This window comes from Catenulispora sp. GP43 (assembly GCF_041260665.1).
GTDB lineage: Bacteria > Actinomycetota > Actinomycetes > Streptomycetales > Catenulisporaceae > Catenulispora.
On sequence record NZ_JBGCCT010000030.1, the window covers coordinates 39,790 to 55,400 of the forward strand.

The window sequence follows — 15,611 nt, forward strand, 5'->3', positions numbered from 1 at the left end:
CCGGAGCAAGGGGGAGGCGCGTGGCACACTACGCGGACGGACGGCCGGGACAGGCCGCGTGTCCGCTTCGCCGCGCGCGCGACCGTACCCGGAACCGCTGCGGTGGGGGACGATCATGAGCACGACCACGGACACCGCCACACCGGGGGCGGACACCGGCGGGCCGTACGGGGCGGGGCCGTCCGGGGGCGGGCCAGCCTCGAAGGACCCGTACATCCGCGGCACGGACGAGACCGTGCTGCTGGACCTGCGCGAGCTGCGGGCCCAGGCGGCGGCGGACAAGGCGGCGCGCGAGGCGGCCGCCGGGCGCGGCGCGGGCGGGGAGCCCGGGCCGGCCGCGAACGCCGTGAATGCCATGACCGCCGAGACCACCGAGACGGCCGAGACCGTCGGGGCGGAGCTGGAGCGCTACCACGGCTCGCACCGCCGCGACGCTGTGCTGTACGCCGACGGCGGCACCGCGATCCCCCTGGACCGGGTCCGCGAGGTCTGCCACGACCTGCGCCAGCCGGTCGCCGCGATCCTGATGCTGGCCTCGGCGGCCGAACTGCGGCCGGACGTCCCCGAACGGGTCCGGGACGTGCTGCAGGAGATCATGACCCAGACCGAGGAGATATCGGCCACGGTCCGCCAGTTCCTCGACGACGCCAAGCAGGGCGTCGACGGCCTCGGCGCACCGGTCCCGTGCAACGTCGCGGGCCTGGCCGCGGAATCCGTGGAGCGCTGGCGGGCCACCTTCGACGGCGACCTGGCCCTGGCCGCCGCCGAGGACCCGCTGCACGTGACGGTCGACCCGGTCCTGTTCAAGCGGGCTCTGGGCAACGTCCTGTCCAACGGCACCCGGGCCGCCGGCGACGCCGGCCGCGTCCAGGTGACCGTCCGCCGCTTCGAGACCGCCCAGGGCGAGCGCGCGGTGATCGAGGTCGACGACAGCGGCCCCGGCTTCGGCAACATCCCCAGCGGCCACGGCCTCGGCCTGGCGGTGGTCCGCCGCACGATAGAGGCGGCCGGCGGCTCGGTGGAACTGGCCGAGGGCCCCCTCGGCGGCGCCCTGGTCCGCCTGGTCCTCCCGGTCACCCCGATCCGCCCGCTGAGCGCCGACGACGAGCTGACGAAGACCTTCCACGGCGAGATCTCGCTGACGCAGCTGGCCGCGGAGCTGGCGGCGGGCGGCGCCCGCGTGCACCCGGCGCTGGCGGAGCTCGACGACGACCTGTTCGACGACGACGATTTCGAGGACGAGTTCGACGACGGCTTCGAGGATGACGAGCACGAGTTCGCTGAGGTTGCCGAACCCGCCGAGACCGCGGCGGCCGGCGGACACTCGCTGACCGGCGGCCACGCGTTCCTGACGAAGCTCAGCGCGTGGCCGGAACCGATGGCGATCTCGAATACGCAGGAGCAGCTGGCGATCGGCGGACCGGCGGGACCGGGCAACCCGTTCGGAGCCCGAGCGGCGCAGCAGGAGGCCATCGCCCCGGCGGCTGACAACCGCACCTACTTCGGCCTGCCCCTCCAGCAGGACCAGCCGGCGGAAGCCGCGGACCAGCAGCCGGACGCCGCGCGGGGCTTCTTCGACGCGGCACCGCCCAAGCCCTCCGACACCGGCTACTTCGGCCTGCCGCTCAAGGACGACCCGGCCCCCCAGCAGGCGCCCCAGAACCGCCTCTACGGCACGGCAGCGGACATCACCGCCCACCCGGTCCCCGCCGGCCTGTTCGCCGCGCACCAGAGCGCCACGCATACGCCTCAAGCCCCCGGCGAGATCGCCGCGGCCGCGCATCAGGCTCGGTCGGCCTCGCAGGGGGCTGCCGCGGCAACCGCCGCCCAGCTTCCTGCCGCCGCTGTGCCGACCGCCGACCAGCAGCCCGGCACCGCACCCGCACCGACCTTCGCCGCACCGGTCATGTCCCAGCCCGCCGACGCGCCGACCGCGCTGGCAGGCTTCGGCGACCCGGCCACCGCGCAGCCCGCAGCCGCCCCGGTCACCGAACCCACCGCCACCGCCACCGAACCCACACCCGCCCCCACCCCCACCTTCGACCCCGCCGACACCCAACCCCTCCACATCATCCCCACCGGTCAAGACGACACCGCCCTCGCCTCGATCCAGCTCCCCTCCCAGGCGACCCTGACCCACCCCCCGCGCATCCCCGCCTCGGCGCTGCAGCCGGTCGCCTCGGTCCAGCTCTCCCTGCTCCCAGGAGGCGCTTTCTGATGCCCACCAGGATCGTGCTCTGCGACGACCACACCCTGCTCACCGAGTCCCTGGCCGCCTCGCTGGCCGCCAAGGGCTACCAGGTCGAGGCCGTGACCTCGACCCCGGCGCAGGGGCTGGCCGCCGTGGCGTCGCTGGATCCGGACATCCTCATGCTCGACGTGCACTTTCCGATGACGGTCTCGGCGCGCGCCGCGGCCTCGCCGCTGGCCACGGCCGGCGAGCAGGCGTTCCCGGTGTCGCGGCCGGGGAGCCGGATGGTGACCGCGGGGCTGGAGCTGGCGCGGGCGGTGCTGGAGCGGCATCCGCGGACCAAGGTGCTGATGGTGTCCGCGACCGATGATCCGGCCATCGTCAGTGCGGCGCTGGATCTGGGTGTCTCCGGCTTCACGCGCAAGGACCAGCGGATCGACGGGATCGTGCAGATCCTGGAGCGGGTCGCCGGGGGCGAGGTGGCGGTGGATCCGGAGCTGCTGCGCGCGGCCGTGCGGCATCTGAAGGCCCCGGACGTCGACCAGGCCGAGCGCACCCTGCGTTACCTGACGCCGCGCGAGCGCGAGGTACTGCGGCGCATCGTCGAGGGCGAGTCCACCAAGCAGATCGCCCGGGCCATGGACATCGCTCAGTCCACGGCCCGTACCCATGTGCAGAACGTGCTGGTCAAGCTGGGTGCTCACTCGCGCGTCGAGGCCTCGGCGATCGTCGCCCGGGTCGGCGCGGTGGATCGGCTGGGCGCCTCGCAGTAACCGTCGGCGACGCCCCGGGTGAACCGCCGGGGGTCGCGTCTAGACAGGCGTCTACGTCATTTGGAGTATCGGCGGCTCCACACCATGGTGGTGGGCGACGCCGCCGTGACTTGCGAGGATGGGGAGCATGCTTGACGCCTCCACGATCGGACTCGAGGACCGCCTCGAGGAGCGCCTCGACGGCGCGGGCCTCGGGGAGGTCCGGATCCTCGTCGTCGACGACCACCGCACCTTCGCCGAGGCGCTGGCCTCGCGCCTGCGCGCCGAGCCCGGCTTCGGTGTGGCGGCGACCACCACCATCGACGGCGCCCGCCGCCTCATCGACGAGCGCCGCCCGGACGTGGTCCTGCTCGACGTCGACCTCGACGGCCGCGACGGCATCCGCTTCGCCGCCGAGATCCGCGCGAGCCACGCCGACGTCCGTATCGTCATGGTCACCGCCGGCGAGGAGGAGCGGCGGGTCGCCGAGGCGGTCCGCGGCGGCGTGAACGCCTGGGTCGCCAAGGACGGCTCGGTGGAGCACCTGCTCCAGGTGGTCCGCGGCGTCCTGCGCGACGAGACCCACATCCCGCCGCGCCTGCTCACCTACGTCCTGAGCGACCTGATGGCCGCCGAGCAGGAGCGCAACGAGCACGAGACCCTGGTCGGCGCCCTCACCCCGCGCGAGCGCGAAGTCCTGCAGTGCATGGTCTCGGGCATGACCCGGGCCTCCATCGCCCAGCACCTGTTCCTGTCCCCGAACACGGTCCGCACCCACATGCAGAACGTCCTGGGCAAGCTCGGCGTACACTCCACGCTGGCCGCCGTGGCGGTGGCCCGACGCGCCGGAATCGGGGAAGACCCCCGCTGACCGGCGGAGGAACCGACGAGGAACCATGACCGGACAGTCCTTTGCGCTGTGGAAAGGGCCCGAGCGGCCCGCCCTCCTGCGCACGCTGATCATCGGCGCCGGACGGGCCGGGCAGGCGCTGGCCCGGGATCTGCAGGACGACGAAAGCCACGGGCTCCGCCCGATCGGCTTCCTCGACGACACCGACAACGCCCACAACGCTGACGGCAACGACAACACTGACGCCACCGGCAACGCGGACGCCGCTGAAGCATCCGCACCACCGCGCCTGGGAACCCCGGCCGATCTGCCGCGCCTGCTGGACGAGCACGCAGCCGACGCCGTCGTGCCGGCGGTCCCGGGCCTGCCGGCCCCGCGCGTCCGCGAACTGACCGCCGCGGCGATCGCCGCGGGCGCCGTCGTCCGCTACCTGCCCTGGTACGCCTCCGCCCTCCCGCGCGAGGCGACCGCCTCCGACCTGCTGCCGCTGGACGTCCGGGCCCTGATCGACGGCCCGGAGCCGTACGCCGCCGCGCCCGAGGTCAAGGAGATCGTCACCGGCAGGCGCGTCCTGGTCACCGGCGCCGGCGGCGCCCTCGGCGCGGAGCTCTGCCGCCAACTGCACGCCTTCAACCCGGACCGACTGTTCCTGCTCGGCAACGGCGAGAAGCCCTCGCGCAGCCTGCTCGCCGACGTGTGGGGCGAGGAGCCGGCCGCCGACCTCCTCGACCGCGACGAGACCGACCGGGCGTTCCGCGACCTGCGGCCCGAGGTGGTGTTCCACGCCGCCGGGCTCAGGCACCCGGCCCTGCTGGAACGGCGCCCGAGCCAGGGCGTGACGGCCAACGTCCTCAGCACCGACAACCTCGTCCGCGCGGCGTCCCGGCACGGAACCGAGCGCTTCATCCGCCTGTCCACCGACGCCGACCCGGCCTCGATGCTCGGCGCCTCCCACCGCGCCGCAGAAGCCGTCCTGCTCGGCGCCGCGCACAGGGGCGCCACCCACAAGAACTCCGCACACAAGAACGCCACCCACAAGACCGGCAAGAAGCACCGCCCGGAGACCGTGTTCGCGGCGGTACGGATCGGCGACGTCCTGGACGCCCGCGACTCGCTCCTGACCGTCCTGGCCCACGAGATCCGCGCCGGCGGCCCGGTGACCGTCACCCACCCCGAAGCCGCGCGTTGCTTCGCGACCGTCGAAGAGGCCGTGGCCCTGACACTGGAAGCCGCCCGGATGGCCACCGGCGGCGAGATCTACACCCTCGGGCTGCCCGAGCCGATGCGCGTCACCGAGGTGGTCTCGCGTTTCACCCGGCGGTACCGGCTCCCCGAGGTGCCCATCCGCTATGTCGGACAGAGCCAGGGCAGCGAGGCCCCCGAGCAGGGCAGACGCGTCCCCACCGCGCATCCGCGGATCTTCACGACACCCGAGCACCCGGACCCCGCTGAGGACCCCCGCCTGTCGGAGCGCCTGGAGAAGATGTACAGGGCCGCCGACAAGAATCGGGACCCGAAGGTGCGCCAGATGCTTCTGAAAACGGCCGCCATCCGGCGGCCTTCCTCCCGGCCGGCATCCGACGCCTGATTCCCCTCACTGCTGATCCACAACGCCTCCGGCGAATGCGAGTTCGTACACGCATTCGCCCAGCTGAGAGCATCGCCGGCCGCTTCCCGGGTTCCGCCCCCGCGCACGGTCCACGCCGAGTTACGCCTCTCCAAAACGCTGGCGCAGCCGCGTCACGTGAGTAGGCTCGACTACATGGTGTACAAGGTTGAGCGCACCGAGGCAGAGTGGCGGCAGCACCTGGGAACCGCCGCCTACAGAACCCTGCGCGAGTTCGGAACCGAGAACCCGTGGTCGGGCGCCTACGTCGAGAACGACGACGCGGGCACCTACCTGTGCCGGGGCTGCGACACCGCGCTGTTCGGCTCGCAGTCCAAGTTCAACGCCGAGTGCGGCTGGGCCGCCTTCTCCGGCCCCCTCACCGACGACCTCATCGAGCAGCACGAGGACCGCTCGCAGGGCATGCTGCGCACCGAGATCCGGTGCGCCACCTGCGGATCGCACCTCGGGTACCTGTTCCAGGACGCACCGGAGGAACTCGGCGGGTGGCGCTACTGCGTCAACTCGATCGGGTTGCTCCTGAAGGAGTCGGTGCCCAGCGCGGCTTCCTGACCGATTCGCCCCCGCCTCCACGTGCGGAGGTGCTTCTAACGCATAGATGCCACACTATCCATTAGAATCATCGGCATGAGCGCTCTTTCCCTGCCCACGATCCGCCACCGCGCCGTGACCGTCTCCGGCGTGAACGTCTTCTACCGGGAGACCGTCCCCCACCGCGCCGAAGCCACCGGCGCGCCCACCGTCCTGCTCCTGCACGGCTTCCCCAGCTCCTCGGCGCAGTACCGGCGCCTGATGGACGCCCTCGGCGGCGACCACCGGCTGATCGCCCCGGACTACCCCGGCTTCGGGCGCACGACCGCGCCGGAGGACTTCGAGTACTCCTTCGAGTCCCTCACCGACGTCGTCGAGGCCTTCGTCGAGGCCCTCGGCCTCACCGCCGGCGGCCGGCGCCTGGCCGTCTACGCCTTCGACTTCGGCGGTCCGGTCGCCTTCCGGCTCGCGGACCGCCACCCGGAGTGGATCGCGGGCCTGATCGTGCAGAACGCCAACGCCTATGCCGAAGGCCTGTCCGAGAGCGCCAGGAGCCTGACCGCCGAGAAGCCGGGCGTCCCGGGCGCCGAGGACCGCGTCCGCGCCATCCTCACCGCGGAGGTGACCCGCTCCCAGTACGAGGGCGGCACCTCGGACGTCGAACTGGTCGCCCCCGACGGCTGGACCCTGGACCAGCACTACCTCGACCTGCCGGGCCGGGACGCCGCGCAGATCGCCCTCGCCCTGGACTACCACAGCAACGTCGAGCTCTACCCGCGCTGGCAGCGCCGGCTCGCCGAGCTCCGGCCGCCGACGCTGGTCCTGTGGGGCGACGGCGACCCGTTCTTCACCGTCGAGGGGGCGAAGGCGTATCTGCGGGACCTGCCGGACGCGCGGCTGCACGTCTTCCGCACCGGTCACTTCGCCCTGGAGGAGAAGCTTCCCGAGATGGCGCCGCTGATCGGCGACTTCCTCGACTCGCTGCGGTGACTCGGCACACTGCGGTGACTCGGCACACTGCGGTGAACCACCGTCACCGCTCCTTGCGCTGCTTCCACAACACCCGGGCCCGCAACGCGACGACCGCGGCCACCAGGAAGCCGATGACATAGAGCAGCGTCTCGAACGCGTCGCCCAGGAAGGTCGACCCGGCCTCCTTGTGCGGCGCCGTGACGGCCGCCGAGGCCTGCGTGTTGAGGGTCCCGTCGTCGTCCGAGAGCGAGCGCTTCTTGGAGTGCAGCGCGTCCGGCGGCGGCAGCGTCTCGTTCGGCACCGACGACTTCTCCAGCGGGTCCGGCGGCACCAGCTGGTCCACGCCGGCCGCGGTGGCCGGCACCGCGAAGCCCCAGTCGAGCAGCTTCGCCGTCTGCTGATAGATGTCGGGGCCGGCGTCGAACACCGAGACGATGAGCGTGCGGCCGTTGCGCTGGGCGGCCCCGACGAAGGTGTGGTGGGCCAGCGAGGTGTAGCCGTTCTTCACCCCGATCATGCCGGGATACTTGCCCAGGAGCCGGTTCTCGCTGTCGATCTCGAAGGTGGTGCCGTTCACCGAGGGGAACTTGGCCTTCGGCAGCGCGCAGTACGCACGGAAGCCCGGGTCCTGCAGGCCCGCCCGCGCCATCAGCGCCAGGTCGTAGGAGCTGGAGACCTGGCCGTCGGCGTCGTAGCCGTCGTCGTTGACCACGACGGTGTCGTCCGCGTGCAGCCGCTGCGCGGTCTGGCGCATCAGGTCCACCGTCGTCGGCTCGCCGCCGGCCATGGCGGCCAGCGTGGCGATCGCGTCGTTGCCCGAGCGCAGGAACACCGCGTTCCACAGGTCGGAGACCCGGTACGACAGCCCGGGCTTGATGCCGACCGCGCTGCCGCCGGGCTCGGCGGTGGCCAGGGCCGCGATGTCCCCGGGCACCGAGAGGTGGACCGCCGAGGGGTCCAGCCGGGGCATCAGGGCCAGCGCGGTCAGGACCTTGAGCGTGGAGGCCGGACGCAGGCGGTCGTGCGGGGCGCGCTCGGCCAGGATCGCGCCGGTGGCCTCGTCGGCGATGACGAAGGAGCCGGCCTGGACGTCCGGCGGGATCGGCGGGCTCCCGGGACTGGCGACCGTCGGGCCGAGCGGCGTGGAGCTGGGCGCCGGGGGCGCCGGCGTGGGGGCCGCGGCGCTGCGCGCGGGCCGAGCGTCCGCAGCGGCGGCTGCCACCCCGACGCCGATCAACGCCGTGCACGCAGCAACGACCGTAATGCTCCGACGAGCCAGTGACCCACGCATGCCTGCGAGGTTTCCAGCCGGCCGGCCCCGCCAAACCCCGGACCCGCCGGACGCGTGACGTCGGCCGCCGACGCCGTCCCCCGCTTCAGCCATCGGTGACTCGCTGCTCCGCACGGACCCCAGACTATGCGGCCGAGGTGGGCGAACGAAGCATCATCGGGCACTGCGTCGCTACACGAAGGCCGAAACCCCGGTCAGCGCACGCCCGATGACCAGGCTGTGGATCTCGCTCGTGCCCTCATACGTGAGCACCGACTCCAGGTTGTTCGCGTGCCTGAGCACCGGGTACTCCAGCGTGATCCCGTTGGCGGCCAGGATGGTGCGGCACTCCCGGGCGATGGCCAGCGCCTCGCGCACGTTGTTGAGCTTGCCCAGGCTCACCTGCCGCGGGTCCAGCTTGCCGGCATCCTTGAGCCGGCCGAGGTGCAGCGCCAGCAGCATGCCCTTGCCGAGCTCCAGCGCCATGTCGGCGAGCTTCTGCTGGGTCAGCTGGAAGCCGGCCAGCGGCCGGTCGAAGACCTCGCGGTCCAGCGCGTAGGCGATCGCCGCCTCCAGGCAGTCGCGCGCGGCCCCGAGGGCGCCGAACACGATGCCGAAGCGCGCCTCGTCCAGGCAGCCGAGCGGCCCGGACAGCCCGGCGGCCCCCGGCAGGATCGCGTCGGCCGGCAGCCGCACGTCCTGCAGTACCAGCTCGCTGGTGACGCTGGCGCGCAGCGAGAGCTTCTTCGTGATCTCCGGCGCGCTGAACCCGGGGGTGTCGGCGGGCACGACGAAGCCCCGGATCCCGTCCTCGGTCTGGGCCCACACGACGGCGACGTCGGCGACCGAGCCGTTGGTGATCCACATCTTGGTGCCGTTGAGCACCCAGCCGTCGCCCTCGCGCTTGGCGGTGGTCCGCATCCCGGCCGGGTTGGACCCGAAGTCGGGCTCGGTCAGTCCGAAGCAGCCGATCGCCTCGCCGGCGGCCATCCGCGGCAGCCAGGCCTGCTTCTGCTCCTCCGAGCCGTACCGCCAGATCGCGAACATGGCCAGCGACCCCTGCACGGAGACAAGGGAGCGCAGCCCGGAATCGACCGCCTCCAGCTCCATGCAGGCCAGGCCGTAGGTCAGGGCGCTGGTTCCGGCGCAGCCGTAGCCGTGCAGGTGCATGCCGAGCACGCCGAGCCGGCCCAGACCCCGCGCGACGTCGCGGGCCGGCAGCTCCCCGGCCTCGAACCAGTCGGCGACGTGCGGGCGCAGCTCGCGGGCGCCGTAGGAGCGGACCAGGTCGCGCATCGCGCGTTCCTCGTCACTGAGCAGGCCGTCGATCGCGAACAGATCGAGCGGGGACACAGGCTTGGAGGGCATGGCCCTACTCCACCACAGAATGGATTTTGGATCCAGTATGGTGACCGCCATGAATCCCCCGCTGCACGGCGTCCTGGTCGCGGACTTCAGCCGGGTCCTGGCCGGCCCCTACGCGACCATGCTCCTGGCCGACCTCGGCGCGGACGTGGTGAAGGTGGAGCGTCCCGGCGGCGGCGACGACACCCGGGCCTGGGGCCCGCCGTTCGCCCCGGACGGGACGGCGACGTACTTCCAGGGCGTGAACCGCAACAAGCGCTCGGTGGCCCTGGACCTGCGGGCACCGCGGGACGCGGCGCTGGCCAAGGAATTGATACGGCGCGCGGACGTGGTGGTGGAGAACTTCCTGCCCGGGACCATGGAACGCCTCGGGCTCGGCTACGAACAGATGCGGCAGGACGACCCCGGGGTGGTCTACTGCTCGATCACCGGCTTCGGCGACGGCGCGGGCGCCGTGCTCCCCGGCTACGACCTGCTGGTCCAGGCGGTCGGCGGCCTGATGAGCGTCACCGGCGAGCCGGGGCACCCGGCGAAGGCCGGCGTCGCGCTGGTGGACGTGATCACCGGGCTGCACGCGGCGTTCGGGATCCTGGCGGCCCTGCGCCACCGCGACGCCACCGGCGAGGGACAGCGGGTGTCGGTGTCGCTGCTGACGTCGCTGCTGTCGGGGATGGTGAACCACGCCTCGGCGTACCTGGCGGCCGGGGTGGTGCCGCAGGCGATGGGGAACCGGCATCCGAGCATCGCGCCGTACGAGGTCTTCGACGCCGCCGACCGGCCGCTGGTGATCGCCGCCGGGAACGACCGGCAGTTCCACAGCCTGTGCACAGCGCTCGACGCGCCCGAACTGGCCGCCGATCCGCGCTTCGGCACGAACACCTCGCGGGTCGCGCACCGCGAGGCGCTGGCCGAGGAGCTGAACCGGCGGCTGGGCACGCGGCCGGCCGAGGCGTGGTTCGGCGCGCTGACCGAGGCCGGGGTGCCGTGCGGGCCGATCAATGATGTGGCCGGCGCCTTCGCGCTCGCCGAGCACTTGGGACTGGAGGCGGCGGTGGAGGTGGGGGGTGCGCGGCAGACCGCGCATCCGGTGCGCTTCAGCGGGACGCCTGCGAAGTACGTTTCGGCGCCGCCGGGGTTGGATGCCGACGGGGGAGCGATTCGCGCGTGGCTGAGTCAGCCCTCGATTTGAAGCGCCAGCGTCTCGACGGCCGCAGCCCGGTGCCGGTCGAACCACCGCACGGCGCCCTCGGCGTCACCGGCGCGCAGGGCTGCCAACGCCGCCCGATGCTCGGCGACGACGTGCCGCCGATTCTCATCGCCGGCGTAGTACAAGGAGCGGTAGGCATCGGTGCTGTCCCAGAGCGTGCCGATGATGCGCGCCAGCCGGGGCATCCCCGCCGCCTCGAACAGCGTGAAGTGGAAGCGCCGGTTGGCCCCCGCCATCACCGCGACGTCGCCCTCCCCGGCCGCGCGCTCGACCTCGGCCTGCGCGGCCTCCAGCCGCTCGAAGAGCGCATCGTCGAGCAACGGCACCGCCGCCCGCACCGCCTCGGCCTCGAGGATCTCGCGCAGCCGGTACACCTCGCGCAGATCGGCCATCGACAACTCGACGACGCGGTACCCGCGGTGCGCGCGGTAGGTGACCAGGCCCTCGCCCTCGAGCGTCTTCAGCGCCTCGCGCAACGGAACGCGGCTCACCTCGAGCCGCTCGGCCAGCGCCTCCTGCCGGATGGCGGAACCCGGCTTCAGCTCGCCGGTGGTGATGGCCCGGCGCACCTCGGCGAGCACGAACTGCTGCGCGGTCGGTGGTCGCGAGCCTGCCTCGGTCACCGTCGTCTCCCGCCGCTCACAGCCCGAACTGGATCCAAAACGGTAGCACGGGGGACTCGCCCGGCCACGACAGTTCAAAAGTGCGCACTGTGCTGACTACGTACACTTGTCGTGATCGGCGACATCGCGGCGATGCCTTTCGAGGAGTTCGACGCCATCGTCGCCGACAGAGCCGGCGACGCATGACGTATCGCATCATCCTCGCCGGCGTCGCCGATCGTGCCTTGGCGGCCCGGGACTCCGACGATGAGCGCCGAGCCGTCTACGCGTCGCTGCGTGAGCTCGCGGGTCGGCTGCGCATCCGCCGAACCGGCACGACGACCATCACGGTATGGAAAGTCGGGACCGTCGCCTAGCGACCCGGCTCGGGGTCAAGCGCTTCATCTTCCGCCAGCACCGACCCCTGCCCCCACCAGGCAGCCGCCCCCGCGCGCCTACCCCTCCCCGACCTCCACCAGCTCCTCCGCATCGGCCCCGGCCCCGCGCCCCACCACGGACCCCGTGGACCCGCGCACCACCAGCTCCGGCTCGAACAGCAGTTCCTCGGCCGCCACCCGCGCGCCCTCGATCTGGTTCACCAGCAGCGTCACCGCCGCCCGGCCCAGGGCCTCGATCGGCTGGCGGACCGTGGTCAGCGGCGGGTCGGTGCAGTTCATGAACGCCGAGTCGTCGTAGCCGATCACCGACACGTCGCGCGGCACCCGCAGGCCGGCGCGGCGGACCGCGCGGATGGCGCCCAGGGCCAGCGGGTCGCTGGCGCAGATGATGCCGGTCGCCCCGACGCGCAGCAGGCGGGAGGCCGCGGCCTGGCCGCCTTCGAGGGCGAACATCGCGTGCTCGATCAGGTTCTCGTCGACCGTGCGTCCGTACTTCTCGCACTGGGCGCGGTACTCCGCCAGCTTGCGCTGGGAGGGGACGTGGTCCTCCGGGCCCAGGACCAGGCCGATGCGCTCGTGGCCCAGGGAGGCCAGGTGCGCGTAGGCCTGTTCCACCGCCACCGCGTCGTCCGTCGACACCTGCGGGAGTTCCAGGTGCTCCACCGCCGCGTTGAACAGGACCACCGGGATGCCGCGCTCGCGCAGCAGGTGGTAGTGCTCGTGCGGAGCCTCGTCCTCGGCGAAGTGGCCGCCGGCGAAGACCACGCCGGAGACGTGCTGGTCCAGCAGCATCGTCACGTAGTCCGACTCCGACAGGCCGCCGGCGGTGCGGGTGCACAGGACCGGGGTGAAGCCGCGCTGGGCCAGAGCCCCGCCGACCACCTCGGCGACCGCGGGGAAGATCGGGTTCTGCAGTTCGGGCAGCACCAGGCCGATCAGCCGTACGCGCTCGCCGCGCAGCTGCGTGGGCCGCTCGTACCCCAGGACGTCCAACGCGGTCAAGACCGCCGTCCGCGTGCTCTCCGACACCCCCGGCCGGCCGTTGAGCACCCGGCTGACGGTGGCCTCGCTGACCCCCACCTTCTGCGCCACCTCGGCGAGTCTGCTCGTCATACCGCAAGAGTAGAACGAATGCCAGTAAGAATGCGATGGGTTCTCGCCAACTCGCGCAAGAAATTTCGAGCGGTCCGCAAGCAGGCGGTGACCCCGCGACCTGCCGTCAGAGACCTGAGTGGATCATCCGTAACCTAGTCGTGTTCTTTCGATTTTTCATCAGACTCTTGCAGTCGCCTGTTTACGGCTGTACCTTCTCGGCACGCCGATGACTGCGGCAGGGCACCTCCCCGATCCACCGAACGAAGGGGTGAAACGCATGAAACACAACGCATCACGCATGATGGTCGCGCTCGTCACGGCGGCCGGTATAGCCATGGCGGGCGCCGCCTGTTCGTCCAGCCACAGCTCCAGCAAGAGCTCCACCGGTACGAACAGCGCCGACGGCGTCGCCGACGGCAAGCCGCTGGACCCCAACGCCACGGTGACCATCACCATCGACGGCGCACCGGGCGCGGACCAGGCGGCGAACAAGGCCTCGTACGCCGACGACCTGCAGGCGTTCAAGATCCTGTACCCGAACGTCACGGTGAACGCCAAGCCCTACGTGGGCCAGGTCGAGGACCCGCCGCAGTTCACAGCGAGCCTGAAGGCGAAGAACGAGACCGAGGCGTTCCACGCCTACTTCACGGACAAGAACCAGGTCCTGGACTCCGGCGACGTCACGGACATCAGCTCCTACGTCAACGACCAGACCGTGCCGGGCTGGTCGCAGCTGCTGCCGGGCGTCAAGCAGAACCTGCAGGACAGCGGCAAGACCTACTCACTGCCGATCAACTACTACACCGAGGGTCTGATCTACAACCGCGACCTGTTCACCAAGGCCGGCCTGGACCCGAACAAGCCGCCGACCACCTGGGACGAGGTCGAGGCGGACGCCGCCAAGATCTCCGCGCTCGGCGGCGGCGTGACCGGCTACGAGGACTACAGCGGCGGCAACACCGGCGGCTGGCACTTCGCCGGCGAGCTGGACAGCCTGGGCGGCCAGATGGTCAACTCCGACGGCACCAAGGCCGCCTTCAACACCGACCAGGGCAAGCAGGTTCTGCAGCGCCTGCACGACATGCGCTTCAAGGACGGCGGCATCGGCCCGACACCGGTGACGCAGTGGGCTGACGCCTTCCCGCCCCTGGCCACCAGCAAGGTCGGGATGTTCCTCGGTGCCCCGGACGTGATCCAGCACCTGGTCGAGGTCCTGGGCGCGGACCCGAAGCTGTACGGCATGGGCCCGATCCCCGGCAGCACCGGGCCGGCGACCGGCACCCTGGCCGGCGGCGACCTGTACTACTTCAAGAAGGGTCTGACCCCGAACCAGATCAAGGCCGAGATCGCCTGGATCGACTTCGAGTACCTGACCCCGGGCAAGGGCCAGTTCGACTTCGCCCGCTCCAAGGCGCTGGCCACCTCGGACAAGCCGGTGGCGATCGGCATCCCGCAGAAGTTCTTCTGGAACCCGACCTCCCCGCAGATGACGCAGGTGCAGTCGGACCTGAAGACCTCGGCGACCCTGCCGATCGACCAGTACGCCGACTTCGTGAACAACCCGATCGCGCCGGTCCTGGAACCCCCGGCGGCGCAACAGCTCTACAAGGTCCTGGACACCGCGATGTCGGCGGCGATGACGAATGCGAACGCCGATCCGGCCAAGCTCCTGAGCACCGCCGAATCGCAGGTCAACCAGATCCTGGCCAACCAGTAACGCCGCGTCCGCGGCAGGCGGCCGGTCCACGCTGAGGGACGCGGACCGGCCGCCCCACGCGGCCCGACCCACGGAAACGGAGTCGAACGATGGCCTACGCCTTGGCCACTGAGCGGCTGCACGACGGCACCGAACGCAGCACCGGCAGGTCGTCCTGGAAGGCGCTGCGCCGCGCCGCCGGACGCAACCTGCGCGCCCACGCGTTCCTGTTCGGCGCACTGGTCTGCTTCGCGCTGTTCACCTGGTACCCGATGGTCCGCGAGATCATCATGTCCTTCCAGCGCGTGCACCGCGGCCAGACGACGTGGGTGGGCCTGGGCAACTACCGCCAGATCACCGCCGACCCGGAGTTCTGGCAGGCCTGGCGCAACACCGCGGAGTTCACGGCGCTGGCCCTGGTGTTCGGCTTCGCCGCGCCGTTCTGCGTGGCCATCGTCGTCAACGAGTTCCGCCACGCGCAGGGGTATCTGCGGATCCTGGTCTACCTGCCGGTGATGCTGCCGCCGGTGGCCGGGATCCTGCTGTTCAAGTACTTCATGGACCCCGGGTTCGGCCTGTTCAACCAGGCGCTGCATTTCCTGCACCTGCCCCGGTCCCAGTGGCTGGCGTCCAAGTCCTCCTCGATGCCCTCCCTGGTGGTGGTCTCGACGTGGAGCAACATGGGCACCGCGACGCTGGTGTACCTGGCGGCGCTGCAAGGGATTCCCGGAGACCTGTACGAAGCGGCCGAACTGGACGGTTGCAACGTCTTGCAGCGAATCCGGCACGTCACCATCCCGCAAACCCGGCTGATCCTGTCGCTGATGGCGATGCTGCAGATCGTCGCGACGATGCAGATGTTCACCGAGGCGTTCGTGCTGACCGGCGGCGGGCCCGAGGGGTCCACCACCACCGTCGTCTACCTGCTCTACAACTACGCGTTCAGTTACAACAAGTTCAACACCGCTGCCGCGCTCGGCGTGATCATGCTGCTGGTGCTGGCGTGCTTCTCCGCGATCTACATCGTGTTGGAACGACGCGGAAGCGAGGACTGA

The 15,611-nt window shown here is 71.5% G+C and carries 14 protein-coding genes; 10 read left to right on the forward strand and 4 right to left on the reverse strand.

Features of this window, described 5'->3' with window-relative positions:
- Positions 1-115: 115 nt before the first annotated feature.
- The 6 genes from ABH926_RS41540 (at position 116) to ABH926_RS41565 (ending at position 6,941) form a co-directional block, all read left to right on the forward strand.
- Entirely contained in the window at positions 116-2,218 is a 2,103-nt protein-coding gene (locus ABH926_RS41540) for a sensor histidine kinase (protein WP_370371874.1), read from the forward strand.
- Positions 2,218-2,964 carry a LuxR C-terminal-related transcriptional regulator gene (locus tag ABH926_RS41545; protein WP_370371876.1) on the forward strand — a complete coding sequence of 249 codons (747 nt, stop codon included), beginning with the start codon at positions 2,218-2,220 and terminating at the stop codon, positions 2,962-2,964. Before ABH926_RS41540 ends, ABH926_RS41545 begins: the two co-directional genes overlap by 1 nt.
- 127 nt (positions 2,965-3,091) lie before the next feature.
- Positions 3,092-3,814 (forward strand): response regulator, encoded by a 723-nt coding sequence (locus ABH926_RS41550; RefSeq protein ID WP_370371877.1) that lies wholly within the window; start codon positions 3,092-3,094, stop codon positions 3,812-3,814.
- A gap of 25 nt (positions 3,815-3,839) precedes the next feature.
- Entirely contained in the window at positions 3,840-5,381 is a 1,542-nt protein-coding gene (locus ABH926_RS41555; protein ID WP_370371879.1) for a polysaccharide biosynthesis protein, read from the forward strand.
- A gap of 174 nt (positions 5,382-5,555) precedes the next feature.
- A complete protein-coding gene (gene msrB, locus ABH926_RS41560; RefSeq protein ID WP_370371880.1) occupies positions 5,556-5,972 on the forward strand; it encodes a peptide-methionine (R)-S-oxide reductase MsrB in 417 nt (138 codons plus the stop codon).
- A 75-nt stretch (positions 5,973-6,047) separates the two neighbouring features.
- Positions 6,048-6,941 (forward strand): alpha/beta fold hydrolase, encoded by an 894-nt coding sequence (locus ABH926_RS41565; protein ID WP_370371882.1) that lies wholly within the window; start codon positions 6,048-6,050, stop codon positions 6,939-6,941.
- A gap of 43 nt (positions 6,942-6,984) precedes the next feature.
- Here the strand turns inward: ABH926_RS41565 and ABH926_RS41570 are convergent, their stop codons facing one another.
- Both ABH926_RS41570 and ABH926_RS41575 read right to left on the reverse strand, forming a co-directional pair.
- Positions 6,985-8,145: a D-alanyl-D-alanine carboxypeptidase family protein gene (locus ABH926_RS41570; RefSeq protein WP_370371884.1), complete on the reverse strand. Its 1,161-nt coding sequence runs from the start codon at positions 8,143-8,145 to the stop codon at positions 6,985-6,987.
- Between the two features lie 240 nt (positions 8,146-8,385).
- Positions 8,386-9,561, reverse strand: coding sequence for an acyl-CoA dehydrogenase family protein (locus ABH926_RS41575; RefSeq protein ID WP_370371885.1), 1,176 nt, complete (start codon positions 9,559-9,561; stop codon positions 8,386-8,388).
- 49 nt (positions 9,562-9,610) lie between these two features.
- On the opposite strand from ABH926_RS41575, the gene ABH926_RS41580 reads away from it, so the two are divergent.
- Positions 9,611-10,747 carry a CaiB/BaiF CoA transferase family protein gene (locus ABH926_RS41580; protein ID WP_370371886.1) on the forward strand — a complete coding sequence of 379 codons (1,137 nt, stop codon included), beginning with the start codon at positions 9,611-9,613 and terminating at the stop codon, positions 10,745-10,747.
- On the opposite strand, the gene ABH926_RS41585 is transcribed toward ABH926_RS41580, so the two are convergent.
- Positions 10,732-11,388 (reverse strand): GntR family transcriptional regulator, encoded by a 657-nt coding sequence (locus ABH926_RS41585; protein WP_370371888.1) that lies wholly within the window; start codon positions 11,386-11,388, stop codon positions 10,732-10,734. The genes ABH926_RS41580 and ABH926_RS41585 overlap by 16 nt on opposite strands.
- A 182-nt stretch (positions 11,389-11,570) precedes the next feature.
- Between ABH926_RS41585 and ABH926_RS41590 the strand changes: the two genes are divergently transcribed.
- The gene (locus tag ABH926_RS41590) at positions 11,571-11,744 is read left to right on the forward strand and encodes a hypothetical protein (protein ID WP_370371890.1); all 174 of its coding nucleotides are present in this window, start codon (positions 11,571-11,573) and stop codon (positions 11,742-11,744) included.
- A gap of 78 nt (positions 11,745-11,822) precedes the next feature.
- On the opposite strand, the gene ABH926_RS41595 is transcribed toward ABH926_RS41590, so the two are convergent.
- The gene (locus tag ABH926_RS41595) at positions 11,823-12,878 is read right to left on the reverse strand and encodes a LacI family DNA-binding transcriptional regulator (RefSeq protein ID WP_370371891.1); all 1,056 of its coding nucleotides are present in this window, start codon (positions 12,876-12,878) and stop codon (positions 11,823-11,825) included.
- Positions 12,879-13,137: 259 nt separating this feature from the next.
- On the opposite strand from ABH926_RS41595, the gene ABH926_RS41600 reads away from it, so the two are divergent.
- Positions 13,138-14,577 (forward strand): extracellular solute-binding protein, encoded by a 1,440-nt coding sequence (locus tag ABH926_RS41600; protein ID WP_370371893.1) that lies wholly within the window; start codon positions 13,138-13,140, stop codon positions 14,575-14,577.
- Between the two features lie 89 nt (positions 14,578-14,666).
- Positions 14,667-15,611, forward strand: a complete 945-nt coding sequence (locus ABH926_RS41605) for a carbohydrate ABC transporter permease (RefSeq protein WP_370371895.1) — start codon at positions 14,667-14,669, stop codon at positions 15,609-15,611.

Excerpts from the sequence above, each read along its gene's own strand:
- ABH926_RS41600 (WP_370371893.1), top strand. The coding sequence starts at position 13,138 with ATGAAACACAACGCATCACGCATGATGGTCGCGCTCGTCACGGCGGCC.
- ABH926_RS41595 (WP_370371891.1), bottom strand. The coding sequence starts at position 12,878 with ATGACGAGCAGACTCGCCGAGGTGGCGCAGAAGGTGGGGGTCAGCGAG.
- ABH926_RS41565 (WP_370371882.1), top strand. The coding sequence starts at position 6,048 with ATGAGCGCTCTTTCCCTGCCCACGATCCGCCACCGCGCCGTGACCGTC.
- ABH926_RS41590 (WP_370371890.1), top strand. The coding sequence starts at position 11,571 with ATGACGTATCGCATCATCCTCGCCGGCGTCGCCGATCGTGCCTTGGCG.
- ABH926_RS41545 (WP_370371876.1), top strand. The coding sequence starts at position 2,218 with ATGCCCACCAGGATCGTGCTCTGCGACGACCACACCCTGCTCACCGAG.
- ABH926_RS41540 (WP_370371874.1), top strand. The coding sequence starts at position 116 with ATGAGCACGACCACGGACACCGCCACACCGGGGGCGGACACCGGCGGG.
- msrB (WP_370371880.1), top strand. The coding sequence starts at position 5,556 with ATGGTGTACAAGGTTGAGCGCACCGAGGCAGAGTGGCGGCAGCACCTG.
- ABH926_RS41605 (WP_370371895.1), top strand. The coding sequence starts at position 14,667 with ATGGCCTACGCCTTGGCCACTGAGCGGCTGCACGACGGCACCGAACGC.
- ABH926_RS41575 (WP_370371885.1), bottom strand. The coding sequence starts at position 9,561 with ATGCCCTCCAAGCCTGTGTCCCCGCTCGATCTGTTCGCGATCGACGGC.
- ABH926_RS41550 (WP_370371877.1), top strand. The coding sequence starts at position 3,092 with ATGCTTGACGCCTCCACGATCGGACTCGAGGACCGCCTCGAGGAGCGC.
- ABH926_RS41555 (WP_370371879.1), top strand. The coding sequence starts at position 3,840 with ATGACCGGACAGTCCTTTGCGCTGTGGAAAGGGCCCGAGCGGCCCGCC.
- ABH926_RS41580 (WP_370371886.1), top strand. The coding sequence starts at position 9,611 with ATGAATCCCCCGCTGCACGGCGTCCTGGTCGCGGACTTCAGCCGGGTC.